At 63.5% G+C, this 23,336-nt stretch carries 21 protein-coding genes; 11 read left to right on the top strand and 10 right to left on the bottom strand.

All coding sequences use genetic code 11. The features are described from left to right. Position 1: 1 nt before the first annotated feature. A complete protein-coding gene (locus J2X50_RS06000) occupies positions 2-196 on the bottom strand; it encodes a hypothetical protein (protein WP_429092785.1) in 195 nt (64 codons plus the stop codon). Positions 197-381: 185 nt separating this feature from the next. On the opposite strand from J2X50_RS06000, the gene J2X50_RS05995 reads away from it, so the two are divergent. Genes J2X50_RS05995 through J2X50_RS05975 form a run of 5 tightly spaced genes read left to right on the top strand, consistent with a single transcriptional unit; the run spans position 382 to position 4,889 of the window. Continuing rightward, positions 382-1,239: a carbohydrate ABC transporter permease gene (locus tag J2X50_RS05995; protein WP_429092783.1), complete on the top strand. Its 858-nt coding sequence runs from the start codon at positions 382-384 to the stop codon at positions 1,237-1,239. Continuing rightward, entirely contained in the window at positions 1,220-2,080 is an 861-nt protein-coding gene (locus tag J2X50_RS05990) for a carbohydrate ABC transporter permease (protein ID WP_429092780.1), read from the top strand. The genes J2X50_RS05995 and J2X50_RS05990 overlap by 20 nt, the downstream gene beginning before the upstream one ends. Before the next feature lie 22 nt (positions 2,081-2,102). Then, positions 2,103-3,182, top strand: coding sequence for an ABC transporter ATP-binding protein (locus J2X50_RS05985; RefSeq protein WP_429092778.1), 1,080 nt, complete (start codon positions 2,103-2,105; stop codon positions 3,180-3,182). A gap of 2 nt (positions 3,183-3,184) precedes the next feature. Further along, positions 3,185-4,285 (top strand): hypothetical protein, encoded by a 1,101-nt coding sequence (locus J2X50_RS05980; protein WP_429092775.1) that lies wholly within the window; start codon positions 3,185-3,187, stop codon positions 4,283-4,285. A gap of 55 nt (positions 4,286-4,340) precedes the next feature. Further along, complete coding sequence (locus J2X50_RS05975) at positions 4,341-4,889, top strand: HAD-IA family hydrolase (protein WP_429092773.1); 549 nt, start codon at positions 4,341-4,343, stop codon at positions 4,887-4,889. Between the two features lie 203 nt (positions 4,890-5,092). Here the strand turns inward: J2X50_RS05975 and J2X50_RS05970 are convergent, their stop codons facing one another. Continuing rightward, positions 5,093-6,088, bottom strand: coding sequence for a glycosyltransferase family 2 protein (locus J2X50_RS05970; protein ID WP_429092770.1), 996 nt, complete (start codon positions 6,086-6,088; stop codon positions 5,093-5,095). Positions 6,089-6,269: 181 nt separating this feature from the next. Between J2X50_RS05970 and J2X50_RS05965 the strand changes: the two genes are divergently transcribed. Together J2X50_RS05965 and J2X50_RS05960 are read left to right on the top strand one after the other, a co-directional pair. After that, a complete protein-coding gene (locus J2X50_RS05965; protein WP_429092767.1) occupies positions 6,270-7,223 on the top strand; it encodes a methyltransferase domain-containing protein in 954 nt (317 codons plus the stop codon). A 36-nt stretch (positions 7,224-7,259) separates the two neighbouring features. Beyond that, positions 7,260-8,636 carry a class I SAM-dependent methyltransferase gene (locus J2X50_RS05960; protein WP_429092764.1) on the top strand — a complete coding sequence of 459 codons (1,377 nt, stop codon included), beginning with the start codon at positions 7,260-7,262 and terminating at the stop codon, positions 8,634-8,636. Positions 8,637-8,733: 97 nt separating this feature from the next. Here the strand turns inward: J2X50_RS05960 and J2X50_RS05955 are convergent, their stop codons facing one another. The 5 genes from J2X50_RS05955 to J2X50_RS05935 form a co-directional block, all read right to left on the bottom strand. After that, positions 8,734-9,660 carry an ABC transporter permease gene (locus J2X50_RS05955; RefSeq protein ID WP_429092762.1) on the bottom strand — a complete coding sequence of 309 codons (927 nt, stop codon included), beginning with the start codon at positions 9,658-9,660 and terminating at the stop codon, positions 8,734-8,736. After that, positions 9,653-10,660 (bottom strand): ABC transporter permease, encoded by a 1,008-nt coding sequence (locus J2X50_RS05950; RefSeq protein ID WP_429092760.1) that lies wholly within the window; start codon positions 10,658-10,660, stop codon positions 9,653-9,655. Before J2X50_RS05950 ends, J2X50_RS05955 begins: the two co-directional genes overlap by 8 nt. An 80-nt stretch (positions 10,661-10,740) precedes the next feature. Continuing rightward, entirely contained in the window at positions 10,741-12,456 is a 1,716-nt protein-coding gene (locus tag J2X50_RS05945) for a peptide ABC transporter substrate-binding protein (protein WP_429092758.1), read from the bottom strand. Then, positions 12,453-13,511 (bottom strand): ABC transporter ATP-binding protein, encoded by a 1,059-nt coding sequence (locus tag J2X50_RS05940; protein WP_429092755.1) that lies wholly within the window; start codon positions 13,509-13,511, stop codon positions 12,453-12,455. Before J2X50_RS05940 ends, J2X50_RS05945 begins: the two co-directional genes overlap by 4 nt. Further along, entirely contained in the window at positions 13,504-14,514 is a 1,011-nt protein-coding gene (locus tag J2X50_RS05935; RefSeq protein WP_429092752.1) for an ABC transporter ATP-binding protein, read from the bottom strand. Before J2X50_RS05935 ends, J2X50_RS05940 begins: the two co-directional genes overlap by 8 nt. A 719-nt stretch (positions 14,515-15,233) precedes the next feature. Here J2X50_RS05935 and J2X50_RS05930 point away from each other — a divergent pair. Further along, positions 15,234-16,682, top strand: a complete 1,449-nt coding sequence (locus J2X50_RS05930) for an aldehyde dehydrogenase family protein (protein WP_429092749.1) — start codon at positions 15,234-15,236, stop codon at positions 16,680-16,682. Positions 16,683-16,761: 79 nt separating this feature from the next. On the opposite strand, the gene J2X50_RS05925 is transcribed toward J2X50_RS05930, so the two are convergent. The 3 genes from J2X50_RS05925 to J2X50_RS05915 all read right to left on the bottom strand — a co-directional run bounded on the left by J2X50_RS05925 (position 16,762) and on the right by J2X50_RS05915 (position 19,474). Then, positions 16,762-17,451 carry an MBL fold metallo-hydrolase gene (locus J2X50_RS05925; protein WP_429092854.1) on the bottom strand — a complete coding sequence of 230 codons (690 nt, stop codon included), beginning with the start codon at positions 17,449-17,451 and terminating at the stop codon, positions 16,762-16,764. 50 nt (positions 17,452-17,501) lie between these two features. Beyond that, complete coding sequence (locus J2X50_RS05920) at positions 17,502-18,668, bottom strand: diphosphate--fructose-6-phosphate 1-phosphotransferase (RefSeq protein ID WP_429092747.1); 1,167 nt, start codon at positions 18,666-18,668, stop codon at positions 17,502-17,504. 92 nt (positions 18,669-18,760) lie between these two features. Continuing rightward, complete coding sequence (locus J2X50_RS05915; RefSeq protein ID WP_429092851.1) at positions 18,761-19,474, bottom strand: L,D-transpeptidase; 714 nt, start codon at positions 19,472-19,474, stop codon at positions 18,761-18,763. A gap of 216 nt (positions 19,475-19,690) precedes the next feature. Between J2X50_RS05915 and J2X50_RS05910 the strand changes: the two genes are divergently transcribed. The 3 genes from J2X50_RS05910 (at position 19,691) to xylB (ending at position 23,313) form a co-directional block, all read left to right on the top strand. Further along, positions 19,691-20,314 carry a LysE family translocator gene (locus J2X50_RS05910; RefSeq protein WP_429092744.1) on the top strand — a complete coding sequence of 208 codons (624 nt, stop codon included), beginning with the start codon at positions 19,691-19,693 and terminating at the stop codon, positions 20,312-20,314. Positions 20,315-20,324: 10 nt separating this feature from the next. After that, positions 20,325-21,647 carry a tetratricopeptide repeat protein gene (locus J2X50_RS05905; RefSeq protein ID WP_429092741.1) on the top strand — a complete coding sequence of 441 codons (1,323 nt, stop codon included), beginning with the start codon at positions 20,325-20,327 and terminating at the stop codon, positions 21,645-21,647. Positions 21,648-21,861: 214 nt separating this feature from the next. Beyond that, the gene (gene xylB / locus J2X50_RS05900; protein WP_429092739.1) at positions 21,862-23,313 is read left to right on the top strand and encodes a xylulokinase; all 1,452 of its coding nucleotides are present in this window, start codon (positions 21,862-21,864) and stop codon (positions 23,311-23,313) included. Positions 23,314-23,336 lie beyond the last annotated feature (23 nt).

Raw genomic sequence — 23,336 nt, 5'->3', positions numbered from 1 at the left:
GCTAGTCCCCACCATAGTCCAAGACCCGCGAGACTTCGTCTATGGTCGTGATGTTGTCGCTGACGAGCGACATCGCATGCTCGTGCATCGGCACCATCCCGCCAAGAATTGCTGCTTTCGCAATCTCGGCCTCGCTGCCGCCGGCGTCGATCAGGGCAGCCATGTCGGCGGATACGCGAAGCAGCTCGTATGTCACTGTACGGCCCCGATAGCCTGAACCAGTGCATCTCGGGCAATCTCTGTTCTGTTTGAGGGGCGCACCATGGCATTCGTTGCAGAGGCGCCGCAGGAGGCGCTGCGCGATGAGGCACGCCCGGCGGGTCCCACCTTGCACGCAACGGGGAAATGATGAAACGAGCGCGCTCGACAGCATGGCTTCTGATGGCCCCCGCCCTGACGCTTGTCGGGGCCATTCTGGTCTATCCCAGTATCCGGGCATTGGCGATGAGCCTGTACGACGTGCCTTCGTTGACGGCGCCCGTGGACGATTGGCGTTTTGTCGGATTGCAGAACTACGTGGACCTGTTCTCGATCCGTCTCTACCGGCAGTCGCTGGTCAACATTGCCGAGATTTGGCTGATTTCGGGTGTCTTCACCATCGGCATCGCCTTCCTGCTCGCAAGCGCGCTGACGTCGAACATCCGCTTCCGGCGGATATTCACGACGATCATCTATCTGCCGCAGGTAATTTCGGTGCTGGCCCTGGGCTACATCTGGCTGCTGTTCGTCTACAACCCGAAGTTCGGCCTGTTCTCGACCGTGGCGGGATTGTTTCCCTTCGAGGCGATCTCTCGATTCCGCTGGACCTCGCCCGATCACATATTTCTGGCAATGGTCATTGCGGGGATATTCGCGTCCATCGGCCAGTTTACGCTGATGTACATCGCCGCTCTCAAGAAGGTGCCGCCGTCACTCTATGAAGCCGCCCGGATCGAGGGGGCCAACCGGCTGTCGCGGCTGTTCGACATCACTTTGCCGCTCGTCAGGAGCGAAACGAAATCCATCCTGCTGATCTTTTCGATCGCAACGATCAACTACCTCATTTTCCCCCTCATCTTCACCAGCGTCACCACGATCACCCCCATGCTGTTCACCTACGATCAGATCTTCGGGACGGAACTGGATGCAACAGTCAATGTCGGCGTTGGCGCCGCCTCGACGGTCGTTCTCCTCGCGGCCGCATTGGCGATCTTCGTCTTGAACCATTGGGTGATCCGCGATGCAGAACATCATTTCTAGGCGGGTCGCGCATCCGGTGCCGCCGCGGCTGGCCAATGTGCCGACCTACCTTCTGTTGTCGGTGTACTCCCTCTTCGTGCTCACGCTCGTCGCCTGGGTCGTTCTGGCATCGTTCTCGCCGACGCGGGACATCTTCACCGGAAATCTGATGGCGTTCAATCTGACGCTCAAGAACTATCGGGACATTCTGGGCATCGACGGCGGTCTCTGGAACATCGCCAACACGCTGGGCTACGTGGTGCCGTCCTGCATCCTGACGATCCTGGTGAGCGCACCTGCTGCCTATGCACTCGCGCGCTTTCCGGGAAACGGAAACCGAGCGGTCGAAACGCTGCTGGTTCTGTGCATGGGAATTCCGACGATCATCATCACCTTGTCGATCTTCCAGACGGTTACGCGGCTCGGCATCGCGGAGTCCCGCCTCGTTCTGATCGTCCTCTACACCGCCACACACGTGCCATTTAACGTCTATTTCCTCACGAGCTACTTCCGAACCATCCCTTCGTCGTACGAAGAAGCCGCGATGCTCGAAGGTGCGGGTCCATTCCGGGTGTTTTGGGAAATCATGCTGCCGTTCGTGAAGCCTGCGATCTTCACGCTCACGATCCTGAACTTCATTGGCCTGTGGAACGAATACCTGCTGGCCCTGATCTTCGCCAACACCAACGAAATGCGGCCGATCGGCATCTGGCTGCAGGCGACCATCAACTCGATGAACACGACCGGCAATTGGGCAGGAATGTTTGCCGCCGTGGTCGTGGCTGCGGCTCCGACGGTCGTCATCTACGCGGTGCTTGCCGATCGCCTGATCGGCGCGCGCTCGGCAAGCGGCCTGAAATAGCAATCACGGGGGGAACACAGCAATGCCACGCTTGAATTTCGAGAGCGTCACGAAGACCTACGGGTCGATCTACACCGCGGTCCATGGGTTCGATCTCGAGATCGCCGACGGAGAATTCGTCGTCTTCCTGGGTCCCTCGGGTTGCGGCAAGTCGACCCTGCTGCGCATGGTCGCCGGGCTGGAGGACGTAAGCGGCGGCCGCCTTCTGATCGACGGTCGGGTGGTCAACGAGGTCGACGCCAAGGATCGAAACCTCACCATGGTCTTCCAGGACTATGCCCTGTTCCCGCATATGACGGTCGCGCAGAACATTGGATATGGGCTGAAGGTTCGCGGTGTTCCGAAACCCGAAATTCGAGACCGCGTCAAGGAAGCCGCCGAGCGCGTGAACCTGGGTGCCTTGCTGGAGCGTGTTCCGGGCGCCTTGTCCGGAGGACAGCGACAGCGCGTGGCGCTCGCTCGGGCGATCGTGCGTCATGCCCCCTTGATCCTCATGGACGAGCCGCTGTCCAATCTCGATGCAAAGCTGCGCATCCAAATGCGCAACGAGATCACCTCCCTTCACCGAGAGCTTGGCACGACGACGATCTATGTGACCCACGATCAGACCGAGGCCATGACCATGGCCAACCGGATCGTGGTCATGAAGGACGGCAAGATCCAGCAGGTTGGCAGCCCGTCCGAAATCTACTCGAGCCCTGCGAATACCTTCGTCGCGTCCTTCATCGGCTCGCCACCGATGAACCTGCTGTCGGTGGAACTGTCGACCAAGAGCGCCGAAGACATCCTCCCAAGCTGGCTTCGCGAGAAGGCAGGCAATGGCTCGACTGATGGCCGACGGGAGCGCATCACGCTCGGTATCCGGCCCGAGGACGTGTCGCTCGAACGATGTCGCGACGACGACGTCGCTATTGCCGGAGAGATCGTGTCCGACGAACTGCTCGGGCCAGAGCGCATCGTCGGCATCCGTCATGCCGAAGAACTGCTGTTTTTCCGCACCCACCCTTCGAAGCAGTCCCAATTGGGAGCGCGCGCGCAGGTCTATCTGCCGCGATCCAGGGTCCTTCTCTTCAACCCCGGCACGGGCGAAAGGCTTTTCTGAGAATGGACGTCGCATTTTCATCCGGGCGCAACCGGCAAACGGCTCTCCGGCTCGTCAAGGCGCAGCCAGGGCTGACGGGACTGCCAAACGTCGCCGTGGATGCCGATTTCCCATGCCGACTGATGGACGGCCCTGAATTCTTCTTCGAGACGGAATTGGAAATCGTCATCTTCCTGGAGCATCCGGAACTCAAGGATGCCTGCCTTGCCCGGATCGCCATCGACGCGCCGGAAGACTTCGATGTCGCGGCAGTTCGCTGCGAACTCCAGAACATCATCTTCGTCGGTTCGAAAGAGGCCGGACGGTCCAAGCTTCAGTTCGAAGTGGATGTGAGCGGCCTATATGGGCGCACGAAGTCGCTGAACGTTCACACGGTGCTTTCCGAACCCGGCATCACGCTGCGCGTCGAGCAAAACGACATCCACAGGGTTGGCGCGCACTATGCCGGAACGCCATGGCCGGCCACGCAAATCGATGCGGCGCTGCATTACTGTTTCGCGACGCGCGAGGTCCTCCGTTTCTCCGGGCTTGGGCGATATCTCAACGAGAACCGACTCGGATACATGCTCCTGCTAGGGTTCGAAACGAACAACCCCCATCACCCGGATTTCCCGCCGCATTGGCACATCGTATTTCGCTGGCCGCACTTTTGCGGCTCGCCGGCGCCGCACATCTACATGGACGAGCAAGGCGGCAATGTCGCCAACAAAGTCTATCTCGATGCGATGCCGGGCGTTTCCGGCGAATTTCACGCCGGCGAGCCATTCCTGTTCAAGGACTATCGCGGCGGCGACATTCTATCGCTGACCGTCGAACATGACGGCGGACTGCATTTTCGGTTCACCGACGGAACCACCTATCAGCTTGCAAGATACGACGCTCGGGGCGGGGTCTTCATGCGCCGAAACGGAGTGCCCTTCGGACGGCTTCGGTGCACGAACGATATCTTGTCCGGCGCTATCAGCGTGCTCTGCGAAGGCGGGCACCCCTCGCTCGCGAGCTACGCAGAAACCATTCGATATGACCCCGTCGGCGGCGGGTTCCTTTCCTCCTCCCAGACTTCCACCAAGAACCGCAAAGGCCCGCTTTCCCATGCCGATTGACACAATCCTCTTCGATTTCGGTGCCGTCCTGTACGAATGGAACCCGAGAAAGTTCGTGGCCGCCCTCCGCAAGGAGCCTGCCGAGCAGCAGGTGCTGTTCGAGATCATCGACGGCAAACATTGGGTCGCCATGGACCGCGGCGAGATATCTCAGGATGTGGCACTTCGGAACATCCTGCACGATCTTGCTCCGGAGTTTCAGGCCGATGCGACCAAGCTTGTCCGGGAATGGCATACGCTCGGCAGCCCACTGCCCGAAGTGCATGAGCTGGCACGCAGCCTCATCGACGAGGGCTACCATGTGTATCTCCTGTCGAACATCAACGAGACGTTCCACCGGATCCGCAAGGCCGGCGTCGTGCCGGTACTCGAAGACTTCGACGGCCTGGCCCTTTCCTTCGAACTGGGCGCCGTGAAACCAGATCCGGAAATCTATGCGCGTACCTGCGAGAAATTCTCGCTGACCCCCGCGCAGTGCTTCTTCATCGACGACCGCGCCGACAACATCAAGGCGGCCGTAGATTTCGGGATGAAGGGACATGTTTTCAGCGGCGACGTACAGGCGCTGCGATCAGCGCTAGCGGCCGTCGGTGTGAAACTCTGACAGATGGCTTCTGGACGCGAGATCGTCACTGGACGGCCATTGCCGCACAGCTTCCGGCTACAATCCGACGGTGCTGATCACCGACGAGCACAGCGCCCGGCGCATGATCGAGGCCACCCTGCGTGACTAGGGCTGGCGCGGGAGGGGGCTAGGTGCGTGAAGAGGCCTGAGCGACCTGCCGAAAGCGCGCCGTACAACCCCTTTTACTTGCGCGTCGATGCCGCATATCTAACCATGAGCCGAGCGATGTTGGTGAACCGCCCACGATAAGTCAGATTCACGATTGGAGCGACCCGGAGAATTCGCTTGCGATGCCGGCGCGGGAGTTCCGCAGCAATCTCTTGAATGTCAGCCCAATTGCGCTCCATGCGCTGAACGTCCCTGAGGCGGGATCCGCTAATGAAGTCATGGATGGTTGAGCGAAAGAACCTGGGCGCGATAAAATCCCTGACCCAGTGCTTGTTTAGGCGGGGGTCGTTCGGAAACATCTCCTTGAGCTTACGATAATATATCATCCGAGAGACAGCCATTCTCATGCTGTAAGAAGTTGATTCACCGTGAATCCGCCATTTTGTTACAGGTTTGTTTACATAGGCACTGCGATAGCCTTTACGGAAGATCCTCAGAAAGAGGTCATCATCTTCATACCCAGACAGCCTTTCGTCAAAACGTCCAGCTTCAAAAAAGGCTTTACGATCGACTAGCGAGGCTCCTGGCAGGACAAACATGTCTTGTCCAATGCACTGCTCCAGCGTCGTCTTGGGATGCTTGGAGGAGAAAAAGTCTAGGCAACTGTGCGCAACCATCAGACCATTTGCGTCGACATGATCCAGGTTCCCATACACAACTGCCAGTCTATCATCAGGCGACGCTCCGTCGAATGGCCGCTTGAGAAGTGCAAGGTGCTCAGGATACCAGCTGTCGTCTTGGTCCAGCAGGGCGATATGGCTGCTCCGGCAGTTCTCGGCAGCAAGATTGCGGGCAGATGATTGCCCTCCATTTGCTTTTCGTAGAAGAACTATGGGATGAGTCTTGGATATTTCCTCGACAATTTTCACGCCATCGTCGGTTGAACCATCATCAACAACAATGATCTCGTCCGGCGGCTCAGATTGACTAAAGACACTTTCCAGCGCCTCGCGGATGAAACGGTCACCATTGTACAATGGGATTATCGCCGCAACTGTAATGATTGCCATGTGCCGCCCCCGACCTGAGTTTTTTATGATTACAGCGGGTAACAATCAAGTCTGCATTACCATATACAGGGCCTCGACATGTGCTACAGAATTTGGTCACATGCAAGAATTCGCAAAATAGAGATCTAGTGAGCAGCAAATGAGCACACTTGGCTCAGCACCGGCAGCGCAAGCGGTCCATATGATCGATGCGATTTGGTGTGATGTGCACGGCGTATTTGTAAAAGGCTGGGCGCACGCTTACAGCAAAGCCCCGACGGCCGTCCATCTGAGAAGCGGGCCGCACCGCGCCACGGCAGACATCCTCTTTGATCGACCTGACCTGCAGCCGTTTTTTCCCATGCTTGCCTCTACCCTCTGCGGATTTGCAATCTATCTCCCTTGCAGTCCATTTCGTCCGGTTACGCTGGAGGTGCAAACCATCCATGGGATTGTTGAGTTGGATGTAACCGAGTTGAGCCCGGATCATCCGATGAACGCACATGCGGGTGACCACGGTTATCCTATTGAGCAGTTCACTTCGGAAATGAAACAAGTACGAGGGACCGTACTCGAAATAGGCGCACGCACTGTAAGTCCAACATCAAGATTGAATGCCAAAAAATTCGAACCTGAATGCAAATTTATTGGGCTTGATATTCACGAGGCCCCCGGCGTTGATATAGTTGGTGACGCCCATTTCCTGAGTGATGTAATTGCACCGGGGACCATCGACGGCGTCTTCTCCCTAGCGGTGATCGAACATCTTTCTTGTCCGTGGTTGCTTGCAGCGCAAATCAACAAGGTCCTCAAACCAGGCGGATTGACATTGCACGCCGTACCGCATTCATTCCCCATCCACGAGACGCCCAATGATTTTTGGCGCATGTCGAGCGAAGGGCTGAAAGTGCTCTTCTCATCGGCCATGGGCTTCGAGATAGTCCAGGCGGGAATGGCCGATCCGGTAAGGATGTTCATACACCCATCTGCGCGGGTTGGCCCGATGCTGGAGTTTCCACTTCACAATGGCATGGCCTCGTCGTGGATATTGGCCCGAAAGACGTTTGATCTGCAGCATGATGCAGTTGCCTGGCCGCTTCAGCGTGATCAATCTTTCAGCCAAAGCCGGGCCTATCCAGCGCATAGCCAAGTCTGAGCGACTTGCTGCTGCGATCCCGTGAGGACTCTGATCTTGAATGCCAGTCTTGTCGAATTCAGCGATGGCCGGACCAGTCCATCCGCATTTCCCTGCCCGGTTTGCCAAAGCTCCGGCGACAAGTCCTGTGTGCTTACGGCAAAAAATACGCAGCTGGCAACGGACAGGACATTGGAGATTTGTCTCTATCGTTGCGAAACCTGTAGATCTCTGGTGTATCACCCCTATCCAAAGATCGACTACACTCAACATACATCCAATGAACTCAGCATCCGAGACTATATCGAGTTCAACGCGGCAATAGACCTTATCACCAAGAACATCCTGAAGGTGATACCCGACGGTGGTCGACCTGGCAGGCTTCTCGATATCGGCTGCGGCTTCGGATTTGGCTTGGATGCCATTCGATCCATTATGGGCTGGCAGGTTAAGGGCTTCGAGCCCTCGCACTATGGAGACCTTGGCCGAGAGCAACTGGCGCTCGACGTCGTCAACGACTTCGCAGCCCCGAATGTGTCCGAAGAGCTTTATGACGTCGTGCACTGCTCTGAGGTCATCGAGCATGTGCACGACCCACATGAGTTTATCGCTATCCTCAAGTCATTCCTGGCCGAAGACGGCGTCCTGGTTCTGACGACCCCCGATGCGGATCGCATCCACGGCCGAACCGACCCCAGCTCGTTGCTGGCACTGCTCTCACCCGGCGCGCACACCATCATCTTCAATGACCAAGCATTGGTGGAGGCTCTGAAGAAGGCAGGGTTTCAATATGTGGAAATCGACAAAAGCGCCGCGAGCATGTTGGTCTATGCATCGAGAGTACCGCTTGGGTTCCATGCGCGGTCGGAAAGCCAATTGGCGACACTCCTGCACCGGTATTTGAAAGAAGCCCTTGGCAAAGCCCGTCCCGGGTCCTCGCTGGAGATCGGCCTGCGCTATCGTCTCTTCCGAAGTGCAATGGACAGCGGAAACTATAGGCTTGCCGAGGAAGCTTTCGCACCCAATCTGGCAGATGCTAGGCCTTCCCTGGGCGGGATCGCGACGCTGGATGATTTTGCAGCTCGCTGGCCGCTCTGCATTGCAGCGTCCACGTACTATCTCGGCATGCTGAAATTGATTCATCGTTGCGAATATGTTGATGCCGCTCGCCATTTTCGCGCAGCGACTCGGCTCTGCCGCGTAAAGATCGACTTGTCCCCCTCCACGGCCGTTGTCGAGTCCGACCTGATCTGGAGGGCCGTATACCATGAGGCGCTCGCTTTGAAGTACGCGGGCGACCACCTTCGTGCTCTTGCTCTGCTGGCCAACTTTGTAGGCTTCCAGAACGCACACAATCCACCCGTTCCAGAAGACCTGCAATCAGCGGTCACTGCATTGCGGGACTCCCTGGCCGGCGAGATCAGGTCAGTCTGATAAACGTTCGGTTCCGACCGTGCTGGCGCGGGGCGCCAGCACGGTCTTCTCTTCAGGGACCGCAGTGTCGCAGCGACTTACCTCCAACAGCCCCCCGCTACCGCCCCCTGATCCGCGGATCGAGCGCATCGCGCAGACCATCGCCGATGTAGTTGACGCTGAGAACGGTCAGCGAGATGGCGAGGCCAGGCCAGAGCACGCGCTGGGGGTAGAGCTGCATGTATTCCACCCCCTCGAACAGCAGCCGGCCCCAGGTCGGAAAGTCGGGCGGGAAGCCGAGGCCGAGGAAGCTGAGCGCCGATTCGGTGATGATGGCGCTGGCGATGCCCAGCGTCGCCGCGACCATCACCGGCGAGATCACGTTGGGCAGGATGTGCCGCAGGATCATGCGATGCGGCGGTGTGCCGATGGAGCGCGCGGCGAGCACGAATTCCCGCTCCTTCAGCGCCAGCACCTCGCCGCGGACGATCCGCGCCGCCTGCATCCAGGAGGTCGCGCCGATGGCGCTGACGATGAGCACGAAGGTTCCGGTTTCGGGACCGAGGGCCCTGGCCAGCGCATCGCGGAAGAGGAAGACCATGACCAGCAGCAACGGCAGCAGCGGCAGGGCGAGGACGAGGTCGGTGAGCCGCATCAACGGCCCGTCGAGCCGCTTGAACAGGCCCGCCAGCACGCCGACGGTGGTGCCGAGAAGGACGGCGATCGACATGGCGACGAGGCCCACGGCGATCGAGACCTGGCCGCCCGCCATCACCCGCGCCAGCATGTCGCGTCCGAGCTGGTCGGTACCGAGCGGCCATTCGAACGAGGGCGGCTTGTTCCGCGTCATGATCATCTTGGCCGCGTCGGGATTGACGTAGGTCGGATCGACCGTCCAGACGAGCGGCCCGACGGTGACGAAGGCGATCAGCGCCAGGAAGACGAACATCCCGCCGAGCGCGCCGCCATGGGTCTTGAACTGCATCCAGACGTCGCGCCAATGGCTGCGCGGCTTTTCGACGAGGGTGGCTGCGGCGTCAGTCATAGCGGATCCTCGGGTCAAGGATGCCGTAGAGGATGTCGGCAACCAGATTGAAGAACACGATCAGCACGGCGAAGATGAAGGTAAGCGTCTGGACCGTGGGCAGGTCGCTGGCGTTGATCGCGCCGATCAGCGCGGTGCCGAGCCCGTTCACCTTGAACACCTGCTCGGCGATGATGGCGCCGCCGAAGATCGTCGGGATGCCGAGGGCGATCACCGTCACCACCGGGATGAGGCTGTTCCTGAGCACATGCTTCAGCACCACCACGCGCTCACCCATGCCCTTGGCGCGCGCGGTGCGGACGTAATCCTGCCCGAGGTTCTCGAGCATCGAGGAGCGCATGTAGCGGCTGATCTCGGTGGCGTTGTGCAGCGCGAGCACGGTGACCGGCAGGGCCATCTGCATCACCTGCTTCTTGAAGGAAGCCCAGTCGGTCACCTGCAGCGTCGTGTCGTAGATCGAGGGGAACCAGCCGAGATTGACCGAGAAGACGATGATCAGCAGCACCCCGGTGAAGAAGGTCGGAACCGAAGAGCCCACCATCGCGACGAAGGTGCCGAGCTGGTCGAACCAGGAATATTGCCGGTAGGCCGAATAGATGCCGATGGGAAGTGCGATGAGGATGCCGACGACATAGGCGGTGCCGATCACCATCATGGTCTGGGGCAGGCGCTGGCCGATGATGTCGAACACCGGCGCGCGGCTCTGCCAGGAAAGGACGCGCTGGGCGTTGCCCGCGAGATTGGTCCCCAGCCAGCCGTCGATGACATAGGCGGGCTCGATCAGGAAGAATTGCCTGAGCCAGAGCAGGTAGCGGACGACGACAGGCTCGTTCGCGCCCATGGCTTGCATCATCTTTTCGCGCACCTCGGGCGGCACGGTCCGGGGGATTTCCGACATCGGGCTGCCGGGCGCCAGATCGACCAGGAGGAAGATCACGAGGCTGATCAGCAGAAGCGTCGGGATGGCAAGCAACAGCCTGCGGATCACAAAAGTCAGCATGGTCGTCGGCAGTCCAGGTGGTGCGGCGGTCTGGTGGCGTCGGCGGGGCGGGACCGTCCGGCCCCGCCCCGCCCGTCACATCACTTGATGCGGTACCAGTCGGACACGTTCCACAGTTCGCTGTCCCAGGCGTTGAGGACCACGCCGCCCAGCGTCTTGGCCTTGGCCGAAAGGCGGGCGCGATCGACCAGCGGAATGCTCACATAGCCGTCCTTGGTCAGCAGGTCGTTCATCGAAATGACGATCTTGGCACGCTCGTTGATGTCGCTGGTCTTCGACAGTTGCCCCAGCAATTCCTCGTAGCGCGGGTCGCAGAGGCGGTTGATGTTGGTGCCCCGCCAGCCGTTGCCCGGTCCCGGGATGTTGCCGCAGACATATTGCGCCAGATAGGATTCGGGATCGGTGCCGTCGTAGTCGAGGGTGTCCAGCTGGGCCTCGGCATAGAACCTCTGGTAGGTGTCGGGCGTGCCCGGATCGCCGCCGAAGAAGACGCTGGGCTCGATGGCCTTCAGTTCCGCCTCGACCCCGATCTGGCTCCACCAGCCCTTGACCAGCGCCTGGAAGTCCTGGCGCACCGCATTGACCGAGGTCTGGAACAGCAGCGAGAGCTTCTTGCCGTCCTTGTCGCGGATGCCGTCGCCGTTGCTGTCGGTCCAGCCGGCCTGGTCGAGCAGCGCCTTGGCGCCCTCGACGTCCTGCACGAGGCAATCGGTGTTGGGGCTGGCATAGATCGCGGGCGCCGGGATCACGTTGCAGGTCGGCCGGCCCGCCGCGCCATACCCGACCTCGACCAGGAGCTTGCGGTCGATGGCCATGGAAAGCGCCTTGCGCACGCGGACGTCCGACAGGATCGGGTGGGGGTTCTTGATCGTGGAGCGCTCGCCCTCGGGCAGGTCGGGCGAGGGGTCGGTCAGGTTCAGCTCGATCCGTTCGACATTGTTGCTGAAGGCCGAGATCAGCTCGCCCTTGCCGCCCGCGGCCATCTGGGCCTGGAACTCGGGGTTGATCTGGGTGTTCCAGGCATAGTCGAACTCGCCCGTCTCCATCACCGCGCGGGCCGACGCCCTGGCATCGCCGCCGCCCTTGAGCGTCACCGTGGCGAAGGCGGGCTTCGCCGGATCGCGGTATTTCGGGTTGGCAGCCAGCTGCACGACGTCGTTCACCTTGAAATCGGTGACGGTGAAGGGACCGGTGCCGATGGGCCGGGTGTTCTGCTCGGTGCAGGTCTGGGCCGCGGCCCCCAGGCAGCCGGCGAACTGCGCCTTCTGCAGCACGGGCGAGGCCGCGCCGACGAATGCGTTGAAGGGATTGGGCTTCGGCGCGGTGAAGGTGATCTTGATCGTCTGCGGGTCGGGGGCCTCGACGGTCTTGATCCCGGTGAAGCGTGCGGCCTGCGAGCAGCCCATGTCGGCGTTGGTGCAGTATTCATAGGTGAAGACCGCATCGGCGGCGGTAACCGGCGTGCCGTCGGACCACAGGAGGCCCGGGGTCAGCTTCCAGGTGATCGTGGTGAGGTCCTTCGAGATGCCGCCGTTCTCGATCGAGGGGATCTCGGTCACCAGGCGCGGGATCAGATCGCCCTTTTCGTTGAAGCCGGCGAGCGGCTCGATGACGAGGCTGGCCCCGTGCACGTCCTTGGTGCCCGAGGACATGTAGGGGTTCATGACCGACACGGCCTGGAAGTAGAGAATGTTCACATTGCCGTCGGTGGCGCGCTGGGCAAGGGCGGCGGGCACGAGGCCGATGACGGCCGTTGCCGCCGCTGTTGTCCCGAGTAGAGCCGTTCTGAAGTTCATTGGTTTCCTCCCTGTAGGTTGTGCTCGTTGGCCTTGGTCGCGCCGGTTGGTCCGGCGGATTTCGTTACGCGGTGGCAGGCGACGAAGCGCCCGGGTGCGACCTCCTGGAGCCGGGGCGCGACGCCGTGGCAGCGCTCCTGCGCTTCGGGACAGCGGGTGCAGAAAGTGCAGCCCTTCGGCGGATTGGCGGGTGAAGGAACGTCGCCCTTCAGGATGATGCGCTGGCGGGCGCCCTCGCGGCTCGGATTCGGCTCGGGCACGGCGGAGAGCAGCGCCTTGGCATAGGGGTGCAGCGGCTCGGAATAGAGCGCCTCGCGTGGCGAAAGCTCGGCGATCTGGCCGAGATACATCACCGCCACCCGGTCGGCGATGTGGCGCACCATCGACAGATCGTGGCTGATGAACAGGTAGGTGAGCCCGAACTTGTCCTGCAGGTCCTCGAGCAGATTCACCACCTGCGCCTGGATCGAGACGTCGAGGGCTGCGATCGGCTCGTCGCAGACGACGAACTTCGGATTGAGCGCGAGCGCCCTGGCAATGCCGATCCTTTGCCGCTGTCCGCCCGAGAACTCATGCGGATAGCGGTTGGCGAAGCGGCGGTTCAGGCCCACCGCATCCATCAGCTCGTAGATGCGGGCAAGTTTGTCGTCGCGGCTGAGCGTCGTGTGCTCGTCCAGCGGCTCGCCGATGATGGCGGCCACGGTCATGCGCGGGTTGAGGCTCGCCTGCGGATCCTGGAAGACCATCTGCATCAAGGGCCGGGCCTTGCGCAGTTCCGAAGGCGAAAGAGTGGCAACGTCCACGCCGCCGATGGTCACCTGGCCGCTGGTGATCTCGCAAAGCCGCAGCAGCGCCCGCCCTACGGTGGATTTGCCGCATCCCGTTTCGCCCACCAGGCCGAGCGTCTCGCCCTCCATGATGTCGAAGGAAACGCCGTCCACCGCCTTCACGTCGCCGGTGTGGCGGCGGAAGACGCCGGTATGGATCGGGAAGTACATCTTCAGGTCGCGGACCTGAACCAGGGGCTTCGCCGCGGGGCCGGTCGCATCAAGCATCGGCGGTTTCCGGATTCCAGTGGCAGGCGACGTCGTGCCCGTGATCGATCGGTTTGTCGTCGAGTGGGCGGCGGGCCGGATTTTCCGTCGCGCAGCGGTCAAAGGCATGGGCGCAGCGGCTGCGGAAGGGACAGGCCGAGGGGGCTGCGCCAAGCATCGGCGGCTGCCCCTCGATCACCTGGAGGCGCGCGGCGCGCGCGCCCGAAAGCGTGGGAACGGCCTTCAGCAGCGCCCGCGTGTAGGGATGGCGTGGACTGCGGAAAAGTTCCTTGACCGGCGCCTGTTCCACCACCTGGCCGCCATACATGACCATCACCCGGTCGGCGATGCCCGCGATGACGCCGAGATCATGGGTGATCCAGACGATGGCCATGCCGAGCTTCCGGCGCAGTTCCGCCACCAGCTCGAGGATCTGAGCCTGGATGGTGACGTCGAGCGCCGTCGTCGGCTCGTCGGCGATCAGCACCTCCGGATCGCAGGCAAGCGCCATGGCAATCATCACCCGCTGGCGCATTCCGCCGGAGAACTGGTGCGGATAGTTCTTCAGCCGCCTCTCGGCATCGGGGATGCCGACGAGCACCAGGAGTTCGGCCGCGCGCCGTCTCGCGTCGGCCTTGCTCATCCCCATGTGGCGGCGCAGGGGTTCCATGATCTGGTCGCCCACCGTGAGGACCGGGTTGAGACTGGTCATCGGGTCCTGGAAGACGAAGCCCACGCGCGCGCCCCGCACGCGCCGCAGCTCGACCGGCGAGAGCTTCAGGATATCCTTTCCGCCGAGCAGGACCTCGCCCGAGCGTACCTCGGCCGGGGGCGACGGCAGAAGCCCGATCAGCGACATCATCGTGACCGACTTGCCCGAACCGCTTTCCCCGACAACGCCCAGCAACTCGCCGGGCTTCAGATGAAAGCTGACCTTGTTGACGGCATGGATATCTCCGCCTCTTGTGCAAAAGACGGTCTCGAGCCCTCGAACATCGAGGACGGCCTGCGCCCCATCGGGCATATGATATTCCCCTAGTATTTTGTTTTTATTTTTATTTCAGTTCTCACATCCTCTGCGATCGGCAAATCGCGAAGCTGCGTGCTGATTTTTGCGAATCCTTATCCGGTTTTACTCAGGCATTGATAACAAATAATCGTGAATAACCTTCCAGTAATCTCAGTCTGGACTCCGTTCTTAAAATCGTATGGGTAGATCGGCCTTGTTTCGTACTTGGAGAACGCCCGTGTGAACTCAGCGCGGGCGAGCGGTTTTTGTTGTGCCTGCAAGCGAAGTCGTTCGGCAGTGCGTTGCGCAGGTGGGGTCGGTATTGCGCCGCCGGCGGTTGCTGGCCTGATACGTTCGCCGGGCAACTTGAACCGGCGGAGCTCATGCCGGTGATTGCGCAGGCCCCGGCATTCGCCAGTCCAATCCCGCCAAAGCCGGGCGATGTCGCCGCTGACGTCATGCCTGGTGATGCTTTGGCAGTTCGCCAGGTCGATGAACTGATACCGGCAGTCACAGCCAGCCCCGCAGCCAAGTCACAAACGCCCGCCTGGCAAACCACGCGGGCTTGGCGCTCCAGGGGCCGCGCGGCACATTGTTCCGTCGGTCCAGACAGCCCCAAGCGCTGAACCAGGCCTTCCTGAGGCAAGGCTGCCGGCCTAAAAATGCGGTCGGATTCAGGACATGGCCGCCGCGCGCGCCGGTCTAAGACCTTATTTCGGAACAGGGAGCCTGCCATGCTGCGCAAGACGGATTTCTTCATCGACGGCAAATGGGTGGCGCCGGCCGTCGCCAGGGAATTCGCGGTCATCAATCCGGCCGACGAGCAGCCGTTTGCGGTGATCTCGCTCGGTTCGGCGGCGGACGTCGACAAGGCGGTGGCCGCCGCGCAGCGGGCGTTCCCGGCGTGGAGCGCCACCAGCCGCGCCGAACGCATCGGCTATCTCGAAAAGCTGCTCGCGGCCTACAGGCGGCGCATGCGCGACATGGCCGAGGCGATCTCGGCCGAGATGGGCGCGCCGATCAAACTGGCGCTAGACTCGCAGGCGGCCTGCGGCGCCGGCCACATCGAAAGCTTCATCGAGGTGCTCGGCGAATTCGAGTTCGAGGAACCGCTGAACGCGACCAACCCGCAGGAGCGGATCGTGCGCGAGCCGATCGGCGTGTGCGGGCTGATCACGCCGTGGAACTGGCCGATGAACCAGGTGACGCTGAAGGTGGTGCCGGCACTGGCCGCGGGCTGCACCGTGGTGCTGAAGCCGTCCGAGATCGCGCCGATGTCGTCCATCGTCTTCGCCGAGATGATGGAGGAGGCGGGCTTTCCCGCCGGCGTGTTCAACATGGTCAACGGCGACGGGCCGACGGTGGGCGAGGCGATGTCGCGGCATACAGGCATCGACATGATGTCGTTCACCGGCTCCACCCGCGCCGGCACGGCGGTGACCAGGGCCGCGGCCGAGACGGTCAAGCGCGTGGCGCTCGAACTCGGCGGCAAGTCGCCCAACATCGTCTTCGCCGACGTCGACCTGGAGGATGCGGTGACGCGCGGGCTGGCGCATTGCTTCGAGAACACCGGCCAGTCCTGCAACGCGCCGACGCGCATGCTGGTGCAGCGTCCGGTCTACGACAAGGCGGTCGACATCGCGGCCAGATACACCGCGACCGTCAGGGTCGGGCAACCGGCCGAGGACGGCGACCATATCGGCCCGCTGTCGTCGGACGTGCAGTTCGACAAGGTGCAGGGCATGATCGAGGCCGGCATCAAGGAGGGCGCGCGGCTGGTCGCCGGCGGGCTCGGGCGCCCCGAGGGCTTCAACCGCGGCTATTTCGTGCGGCCAACCGTCTTCGCCGACGTCAACAACGACATGCGCATCGCCCGCGAGGAGGTGTTCGGCCCGGTGCTGGCGATGATCCCGTTCGAGACCGAGGAAGAGGCGATTGCGATTGCCAACGACACGCCCTACGGCCTGTCGGCCTATGTGCAGTCGGCCGACAAGGCGCGCGCCCAGCGCGTCGCGCGCAAGCTGCGTGCCGGCATGGTGCAGATCAACGGCACCGACCGCCCCTATGGCAGCCCGTTCGGCGGCTACAAGCAGTCGGGCCTCGGCCGCGAGGGCGGCAAGTGGGGGCTCGAGGACTTCCTCGAGGTCAAGGCAATCAGCGGGTTCGAGGAAGGGCTGGGCTGATCCCACAGCCGCAGCTCGCAGCAGGTTCCCCCTGACCGTCACGGCGAAGCGGTGACGGTCAGGGGGCTTGCTTTCGCTGCTACCTCTCGTTCCGTCTCAGGTAATCCTCGGCGATCTCGCGCATCCTGGCCCCGTCGATGCTCTCGGCGTGGCCGCCATGGACGACCCGGACTGGAAGCTCGATCAGCCGCGGCATGGTCGCGCAATAGTCGGTACGGTTGGAATCCGGCATGTCGTCGACCAGAAGCCCGCCGTGGATGGCATCGCCGGAAAACAGCGTGCCGTCATGCTCATCGAACAGGCCGATGGAGCCGGGCGAATGTCCGGGCAGGTGCAGGACGCGGAAGCTGCGGTCGCCGAGGTCGATGACGTCGCCTTCGTCGAGAAGGCGATGCAGCGGCGCGGGGCTGATCGCGTAGTCGGCGGAACTCCAGCCGGGGCAGGGCAGTTCGGAAACGGCGCCCGGCAGGTCGCGGAACATCTGGGCGTAAGTCGCTCCGTCCGGCATGGTCTCGAACAACGCCGCCTCGATGCGCGGCCCGGCGCGCCAGGCAAATTCGTGCAGCGAGCCGACATGGTCGAGATGGACGTGGGTCGCGACGGCAAGCAGCGGCTTGCCCAAGGAACTTGCCTCGCGATGTGTCGTCCCGATTTCGGGCGCGAGCGGGCAGATGCCCATGCCTGTGTCGACCAGCATGTCGAGGTCGCGGCCGCGCACGAGCCAGATGTTGGCGCGGCAATAGTCGGTGACGAAGGGCTCGGTCAGCATCGTCGTCCTGTCGTCGACGATACGTTTCGAAAACCAGCCCGGCTGTCGCCTCACACGAACGGCCTGCCGATCTTGAAGCGCCCGGGCACGAGCCGGCGGAGATAGTCCATCCCCTTCTCCGACAGGTGATTGGCGTCGGGCAGCATGAAGTCGTCGGGCATGTGGCGGGTCTTGCCGGCGACATTGGCAAGCGGCACCAGCCTCAGCACGGTCTTGCCGCCCTCGTATTTGAGCGCGACCGAGCCGCCGCCCTTGTCGGCGGCATCGATGGCGAAGACGCCGGCGTCGAAGGCTTCCTGCGCATCGACCGCATTGACTGCGCCGACATAGCCGCGCGGCATGTAGCCGAGCGCGTCGACACGGGCGCGCTTGCCGGGCAGGCCCTCGGCCAGAGCCTGTTCGAAGGCGCGGGGCAGGTCGCTGCCGGAAAGCTTGATGTTGCCGTGGGCATCGCGCTCGAGCTTGTCGGCGGGAACGATGCTCTCGACCAGGGCGCGGCCGTCCTCGGTGGTGACGCCCTCTGACACGGCCACCACGCAGCGGCGGTGGCGGGCGAGCGTCGCCTTCACGTCGTCGATGAAGCGGGGCACCGAGAAGGCCCGCTCGGGAACGTAGACGAGGTGCGGGCCGTCGCTGTCGTCGTCGCGCCAGGCCGCGGCCGCGGCCGTCAGGAAGCCGGCATGGCGTCCCATGACGATGCCGACATAGATGCCGGGCAGCGCCCGGAAGTCGAGGTCGACGCTGAGGAAGGCGCCGGCGACGAACTCGGCGGCCGAGATAAAGCCCGGCACGTGGTCGTTTTCCTCGAGGTCGTTGTCGATGGTCTTGGGCGCGTGCACGAAGGCCATGCTGCCCTGGGCCGCGTCGGTGAGGATCTGCTGGGTGCCGGCGGTGTCGTTGCCGCCGATATAGATGAAGGCCCGGGCATCGGCCTTCTTCAGGCCTTCGAGGATGACCTCGCAATAGGCAGCGTCGGGCTTGTCGCGGGTGCTGCCCAGGGCCGCGCCGGGGGTGGCGGCGATGCGCAGGAGCTGCTCCTCGGCGATGTCGGTCAAGTCGACATAGTCGCCGTCGCGGATGCCGCGGACGCCGTGGCGCGAGCCGAGGATGCGGGCCTTGGGATGGCGGCGGCGGATTTCGAGCACCGCGCCGGCCATGGTCTGGTTGATGACGGCGGTCGGTCCGCCGCCCTGCGCGATCACGAATGTCGAAGGCATGGTGGTCGTCCTCCCCAATGATATCGGCAAACTTTCGTCCTTATCGGGAAGGGACGCAATGGGGGAGATGGCGCGGCCTGGGGACGATCGTCCTAACCGACGACGATCGGGCTCTTGCCGTGGACTCGGCTGAAGAGGTCGATGACGTCCTGGTTGATCATGCGCACGCAGCCCGACGACATGGCCTGACCGATCGTCCACCATTCGGGCGAGCCGTGCACGCGGTAGCCGGTGTCGCGGCCGTCCTGGAAGATGTACAGCGCACGCGCGCCGAGCGGATTGTCGAGGCCGCCGGGCTGGCCGCCGCGCCATTTCTCCAGTTCCGGCTTGCGGGCGATCATCTCCGGCGGCGGTGTCCAGGTCGGCCACTTCTTGCCGTACTGGATGTTGGCGCGGCCGGACCAGCGGAAGCCGTCGCGGCCGATGCCGACGCCGTAGCGGATGGCGTCGCCGCCCGGCTGGACGAGATAGAGATATCTTTCCTGCAGCCGCACGACGATGGTGCCGGGCGCTTCGCCGGTCGGATCGACGACGATCTGGCGGCGGAACTTGGGGTCGACCTTGGCGAAGGGGATCTCCGGCAGCTGGTAGCCTTCGTCGGTGAAGGAGGCATACATCAGCGCGGGGCTGGTGACCTGCTTGTCGACGCTGATGCTGGGCCGGATCGATCCGGTGGGCGTGGTGTCGAGCCCCATTTCCGGCACCTGCAGCATCTCCATGTCCAGCGTGCGGCTGCAGCCGGCGAGCAGGCCGGCGGCGCCGATGCCGAGGAGGACGCTGCGGCGCGAGGCGGCTTTCGGGGCAATATGGTCGTTCGGGCCGGAGACCGGCAAAGCAGGCGATTTCGACACGGCACAATTCCACTGGCTACGCGGGCGGCCAGGCCCCGGGAAAACTCCGGCCGGATAGACCGCATTTTCAACATTCATGGTTGAGAAAGGGTGAATGCTACGGCCGCCCCGTTAAGGGCTTTACAACGGCACCGCCGCGGAGCTTGATCGCCGCTCAACCGGGAGACCGCCATGTCGTTCGAAAGCTGGGCCGCCTTTGCCGCCGCATCCGCCGTGCTGCTCGTGATCCCCGGGCCGACCATCCTCCTGGTCGTCTCCTATGCGCTCGGCCAGGGCTGGCGCACGGCGCTGCCGATGGCGATCGGCGTGGCGCTGGGCGATTTCACCGCCATGACGCTGTCGATGCTTGGCATCGGCGCGCTGCTTGCCGCTTCCGCAACCGTCTTCACCATCGTCAAGTGGATCGGCGCGGCGTACCTGATCTATCTCGGCGTCAAGCTGTTCCGCGCCGGGGGTGCGCTGGACGCCAAGCCGCGCAGGGATGCCGCGTCCGCGGCGAAAATGATGGTCCATGCCTGGATCGTGACGGCGCTGAATCCCAAGAGCATCACCTTCTTCGTCGCCTTCCTGCCGCAGTTCATCGACCGCAGCGCTGATTTCTGGACCCAGATGGCGATCTTCGAGGTCACCTTCCTGACGTTGGCCTTCGCCAATGCCTTCGGCTACGCGCTGGTGGCGGCGCGCGCCCGCAAATTGGTGTCCAACCCGCGCGCGATCCGCATCTTCAACCGCACCGGCGGCACGCTGCTGGTCGGCGCCGGCATCGCCGCGGCTGCCGCACGCTCCGGGCATTGAGGATCTCGCCATGGCGAAGGACGTGCTCGGCCTCGCGCTTTCGGGTGCCGACGAGGCCGCCGCCACGCATTACGAGCGCGGGGTGAGCGAACTGCAGCGCTTCGTCGGCGATCCGGTCGGCTCCGCCGACAAGGCGATCGCGGCTGCACCCGACTTCGTCATGGCGCATGTGCTGAAGGGCTGGCTCTACGGCCTGTCGACCGAGCGGGAAGCGATGGCTGTGGCGCGGGATTGCCACCAGACGGCGGCCGGTCTTGCCGCAACGGCGCGCGAGAAGGCACATGTCGCCGCCCTCGGGCGTCTCGCCGGCGGTCACTGGCACGAAGCCGGGCATATCCTGGCGGAGCTGACGGCGGAGCATCCCACCGATGCGCTGGCGCTGCAGGCCGGGCACCAGATCGACTTCTTCACCGGCAACGCTCTGATGCTGCGCGACCGCATCGCACGTGCGATGCCGGCATGGGGCAGGGGCATGCCGGGCTATCACGCCATCCTCGGCATGCAGGCCTTCGGCTTCGAGGAGATGGGCGACTATAAGACCGCGGAGTCGCTCGGCCGCGAGGCGGTGGCGCTGGAGCCGCGCGACGGCTGGGCGCAGCATGCGGTGGCGCATGTGATGGAGATGCAGAGCCGCCAGGGCGACGGCATCGCCTGGATGCGCGGCAATGTCGACGCCTGGACGAAGGACAGCTTCCTGCAGGTCCACAACTGGTGGCACCTGGCGCTGTTCCACTACGATCTCGGCGAGACCGACGAGGTGCTCGCGCTTTATGACGGGCCGATCTACGGGGCACAGTCGAAGCTGGCGCTCAACATGGTCGACGCCTCGGCGATCCTGTGGCGGCTCAATCTCGGCGGCGTCGATGTCGGCGGGCGCTGGGCCAGCCTCGCGGCCAACTGGGCGCCGAAGGCCCAGGCCGGCAACTACGCCTTCAACGACGCGCATGCGATGATGGCCTTCGTCGGGGCCGGGCTCGAAGCGCCGGCCAGGGCGATGCTCGACGCCCAGCGCGAAGCGATTGCCCGCGACGACGACAATGCCGCCTTCACCCGCGATGTCGGCCACCCGGTGACGCTGGCGGTCAAGGCCTTCGGCAAGGGGAGGTACGGCGAAACGGTGCGGCTGCTCGAACCGGTGCGGAAGATCGCGCATCGTTTTGGTGGCAGCCACGCCCAGCGCGACGTGATCGAGCTGACGCTGATCGAGGCTGCCCTGCGTGACGGCAATGACGCGCTGGCAGTGCGGCTCGCCAACGAGCGCAACCATGCGCGGCCGGCAAGCCCGCTGTCGGGCCTGTTCGTGCAGCGTGCAGCACTTCTTGCCCATGGCTGACTGAGACCGAAGGCCCGTCGCCGAGGCGCTCGATTTATTTTTTGCGAGTTCCGAAATAAATGTCGACCCGACCCGGGAATGTTTGCTAATAAGCATCGTCCGTCGGAGGAACGGGCAGGTGGCCCGGCCGTTTGCCTCTTGGCGACAACGCCGGCCAATGACGTGAGAGGATGGACGCGACGAGCGTCCGCGTCGCTCATTCGGGAGGAATGGCATGTATCTCGGGCTCGATCTCGGCACGTCAGGCGTGAAGGCGCTTTTGATGGACGCCGACCAGAAGATCATCGGCTCCGGCCACGGTTCGCTCGACGTGTCGCGGCCGCGTCACGGCTGGTCCGAGCAGGACCCGGCCGACTGGATCGCCGCCACGGAAGAGGCGATCGCCGAACTCAAGGCGGCACATCCCGGGGAAATCGCCGCCGTGCGCGGCATCGGCCTGTCGGGCCAGATGCATGGCGCGACGCTGCTCGACGTCTCGGGCAGGGTGCTGCGGCCGTGCATCCTTTGGAACGACACGCGCAGCTTTGCCGAGGCGGCCGCGCTAGACGCGGATCCGCGCTTCCGCAAGATGACCGGCAACATCGTTTTCCCCGGCTTCACCGCGCCCAAGCTCGCCTGGGTGAAGGCCAACGAGCCCGACATCTTCGCCAAGGTGGCCAAGGTGCTGCTGCCCAAGGACTATCTGCGGCTCTGGCTGTCGGGCGAATACACTTCGGAGATGTCCGATTCCGCCGGAACCTCGTGGCTGGACGTCGCGGCGCGGCGCTGGTCGCCCGAGCTTCTGGCCGCCACCGGCCTCGGCATCGAGCACATGCCGTCGCTGGTCGAGGGCACCGACAGGGCCGGGGTGCTGCGCGGTGAACTCGCGGCAAATTGGGGCATGGGGCAGGGCGTCGTGATCGCCGGCGGCGCCGGCGACAACGCGGCTTCCGCCTGCGGCATGGGCACGGTCAAGCCGGGCGCGGCCTTCGTGTCGCTCGGCACCTCGGGCGTGCTGTTTGCCGCCAACGGCGCCTATCTGCCCAATCCGGAAAGCGCCGTGCACACGTTCTGTCATGCGCTGCCCAATGCCTGGCACCAGATGGGCGTCATCCTGTCGGCGACGGACTCGCTCAACTGGCTGAGCGGCATCACCGGCAGGGACGCGGCCGAGCTGACCCGCGAGCTGGGCGAGGAGCTGCGCGCACCCTCGGGCGTGACCTTCCTGCCTTATCTCTCGGGCGAACGCACTCCGCACAACGACGCGGCGATCCGCGGTTCGTTCAGCGGCATCGCGCATGAGACCGGCAGGGCGGCGATGACGCAGGCCGTGCTCGAGGGCGTGGCCTTCGCCTTCCGCGACAGCCTTGAAGCCTTGGCCACGGCCGGGACCACGCTGACGCGCGTGACGGCAATCGGCGGCGGCTCGCGCTCGCGCTACTGGCTGAGGTCGATCGCCACCGCGCTCGGCCTGCCGGTCGACATTCCCGCCGACGGCGATTTCGGCGCCGCCTTCGGTGCCGCGCGCCTCGGCCTCATCGCCGCCGAGGGCGCCGACCCGCACCGGGTCTGCACGCCGCCGGCGACCGCCGAAACCATCGAGCCGGTCGCGGCGCTGGCGGGCGCCTATGACGAGGCCTACCAGCGCTACCGCAAGCTCTATCCGGCGATCCGGGGGACGATGTGAGGTCGCACTCCTTCGCACCCCCC

It is taken from the genome of Aminobacter sp. BE322, from assembly GCF_050433525.1.
GTDB lineage: Bacteria > Pseudomonadota > Alphaproteobacteria > Rhizobiales > Rhizobiaceae > Aminobacter.
Note: the sequence above shows the minus strand (reverse complement) of the source record. Positions and strands in the feature narration are given on the sequence as shown.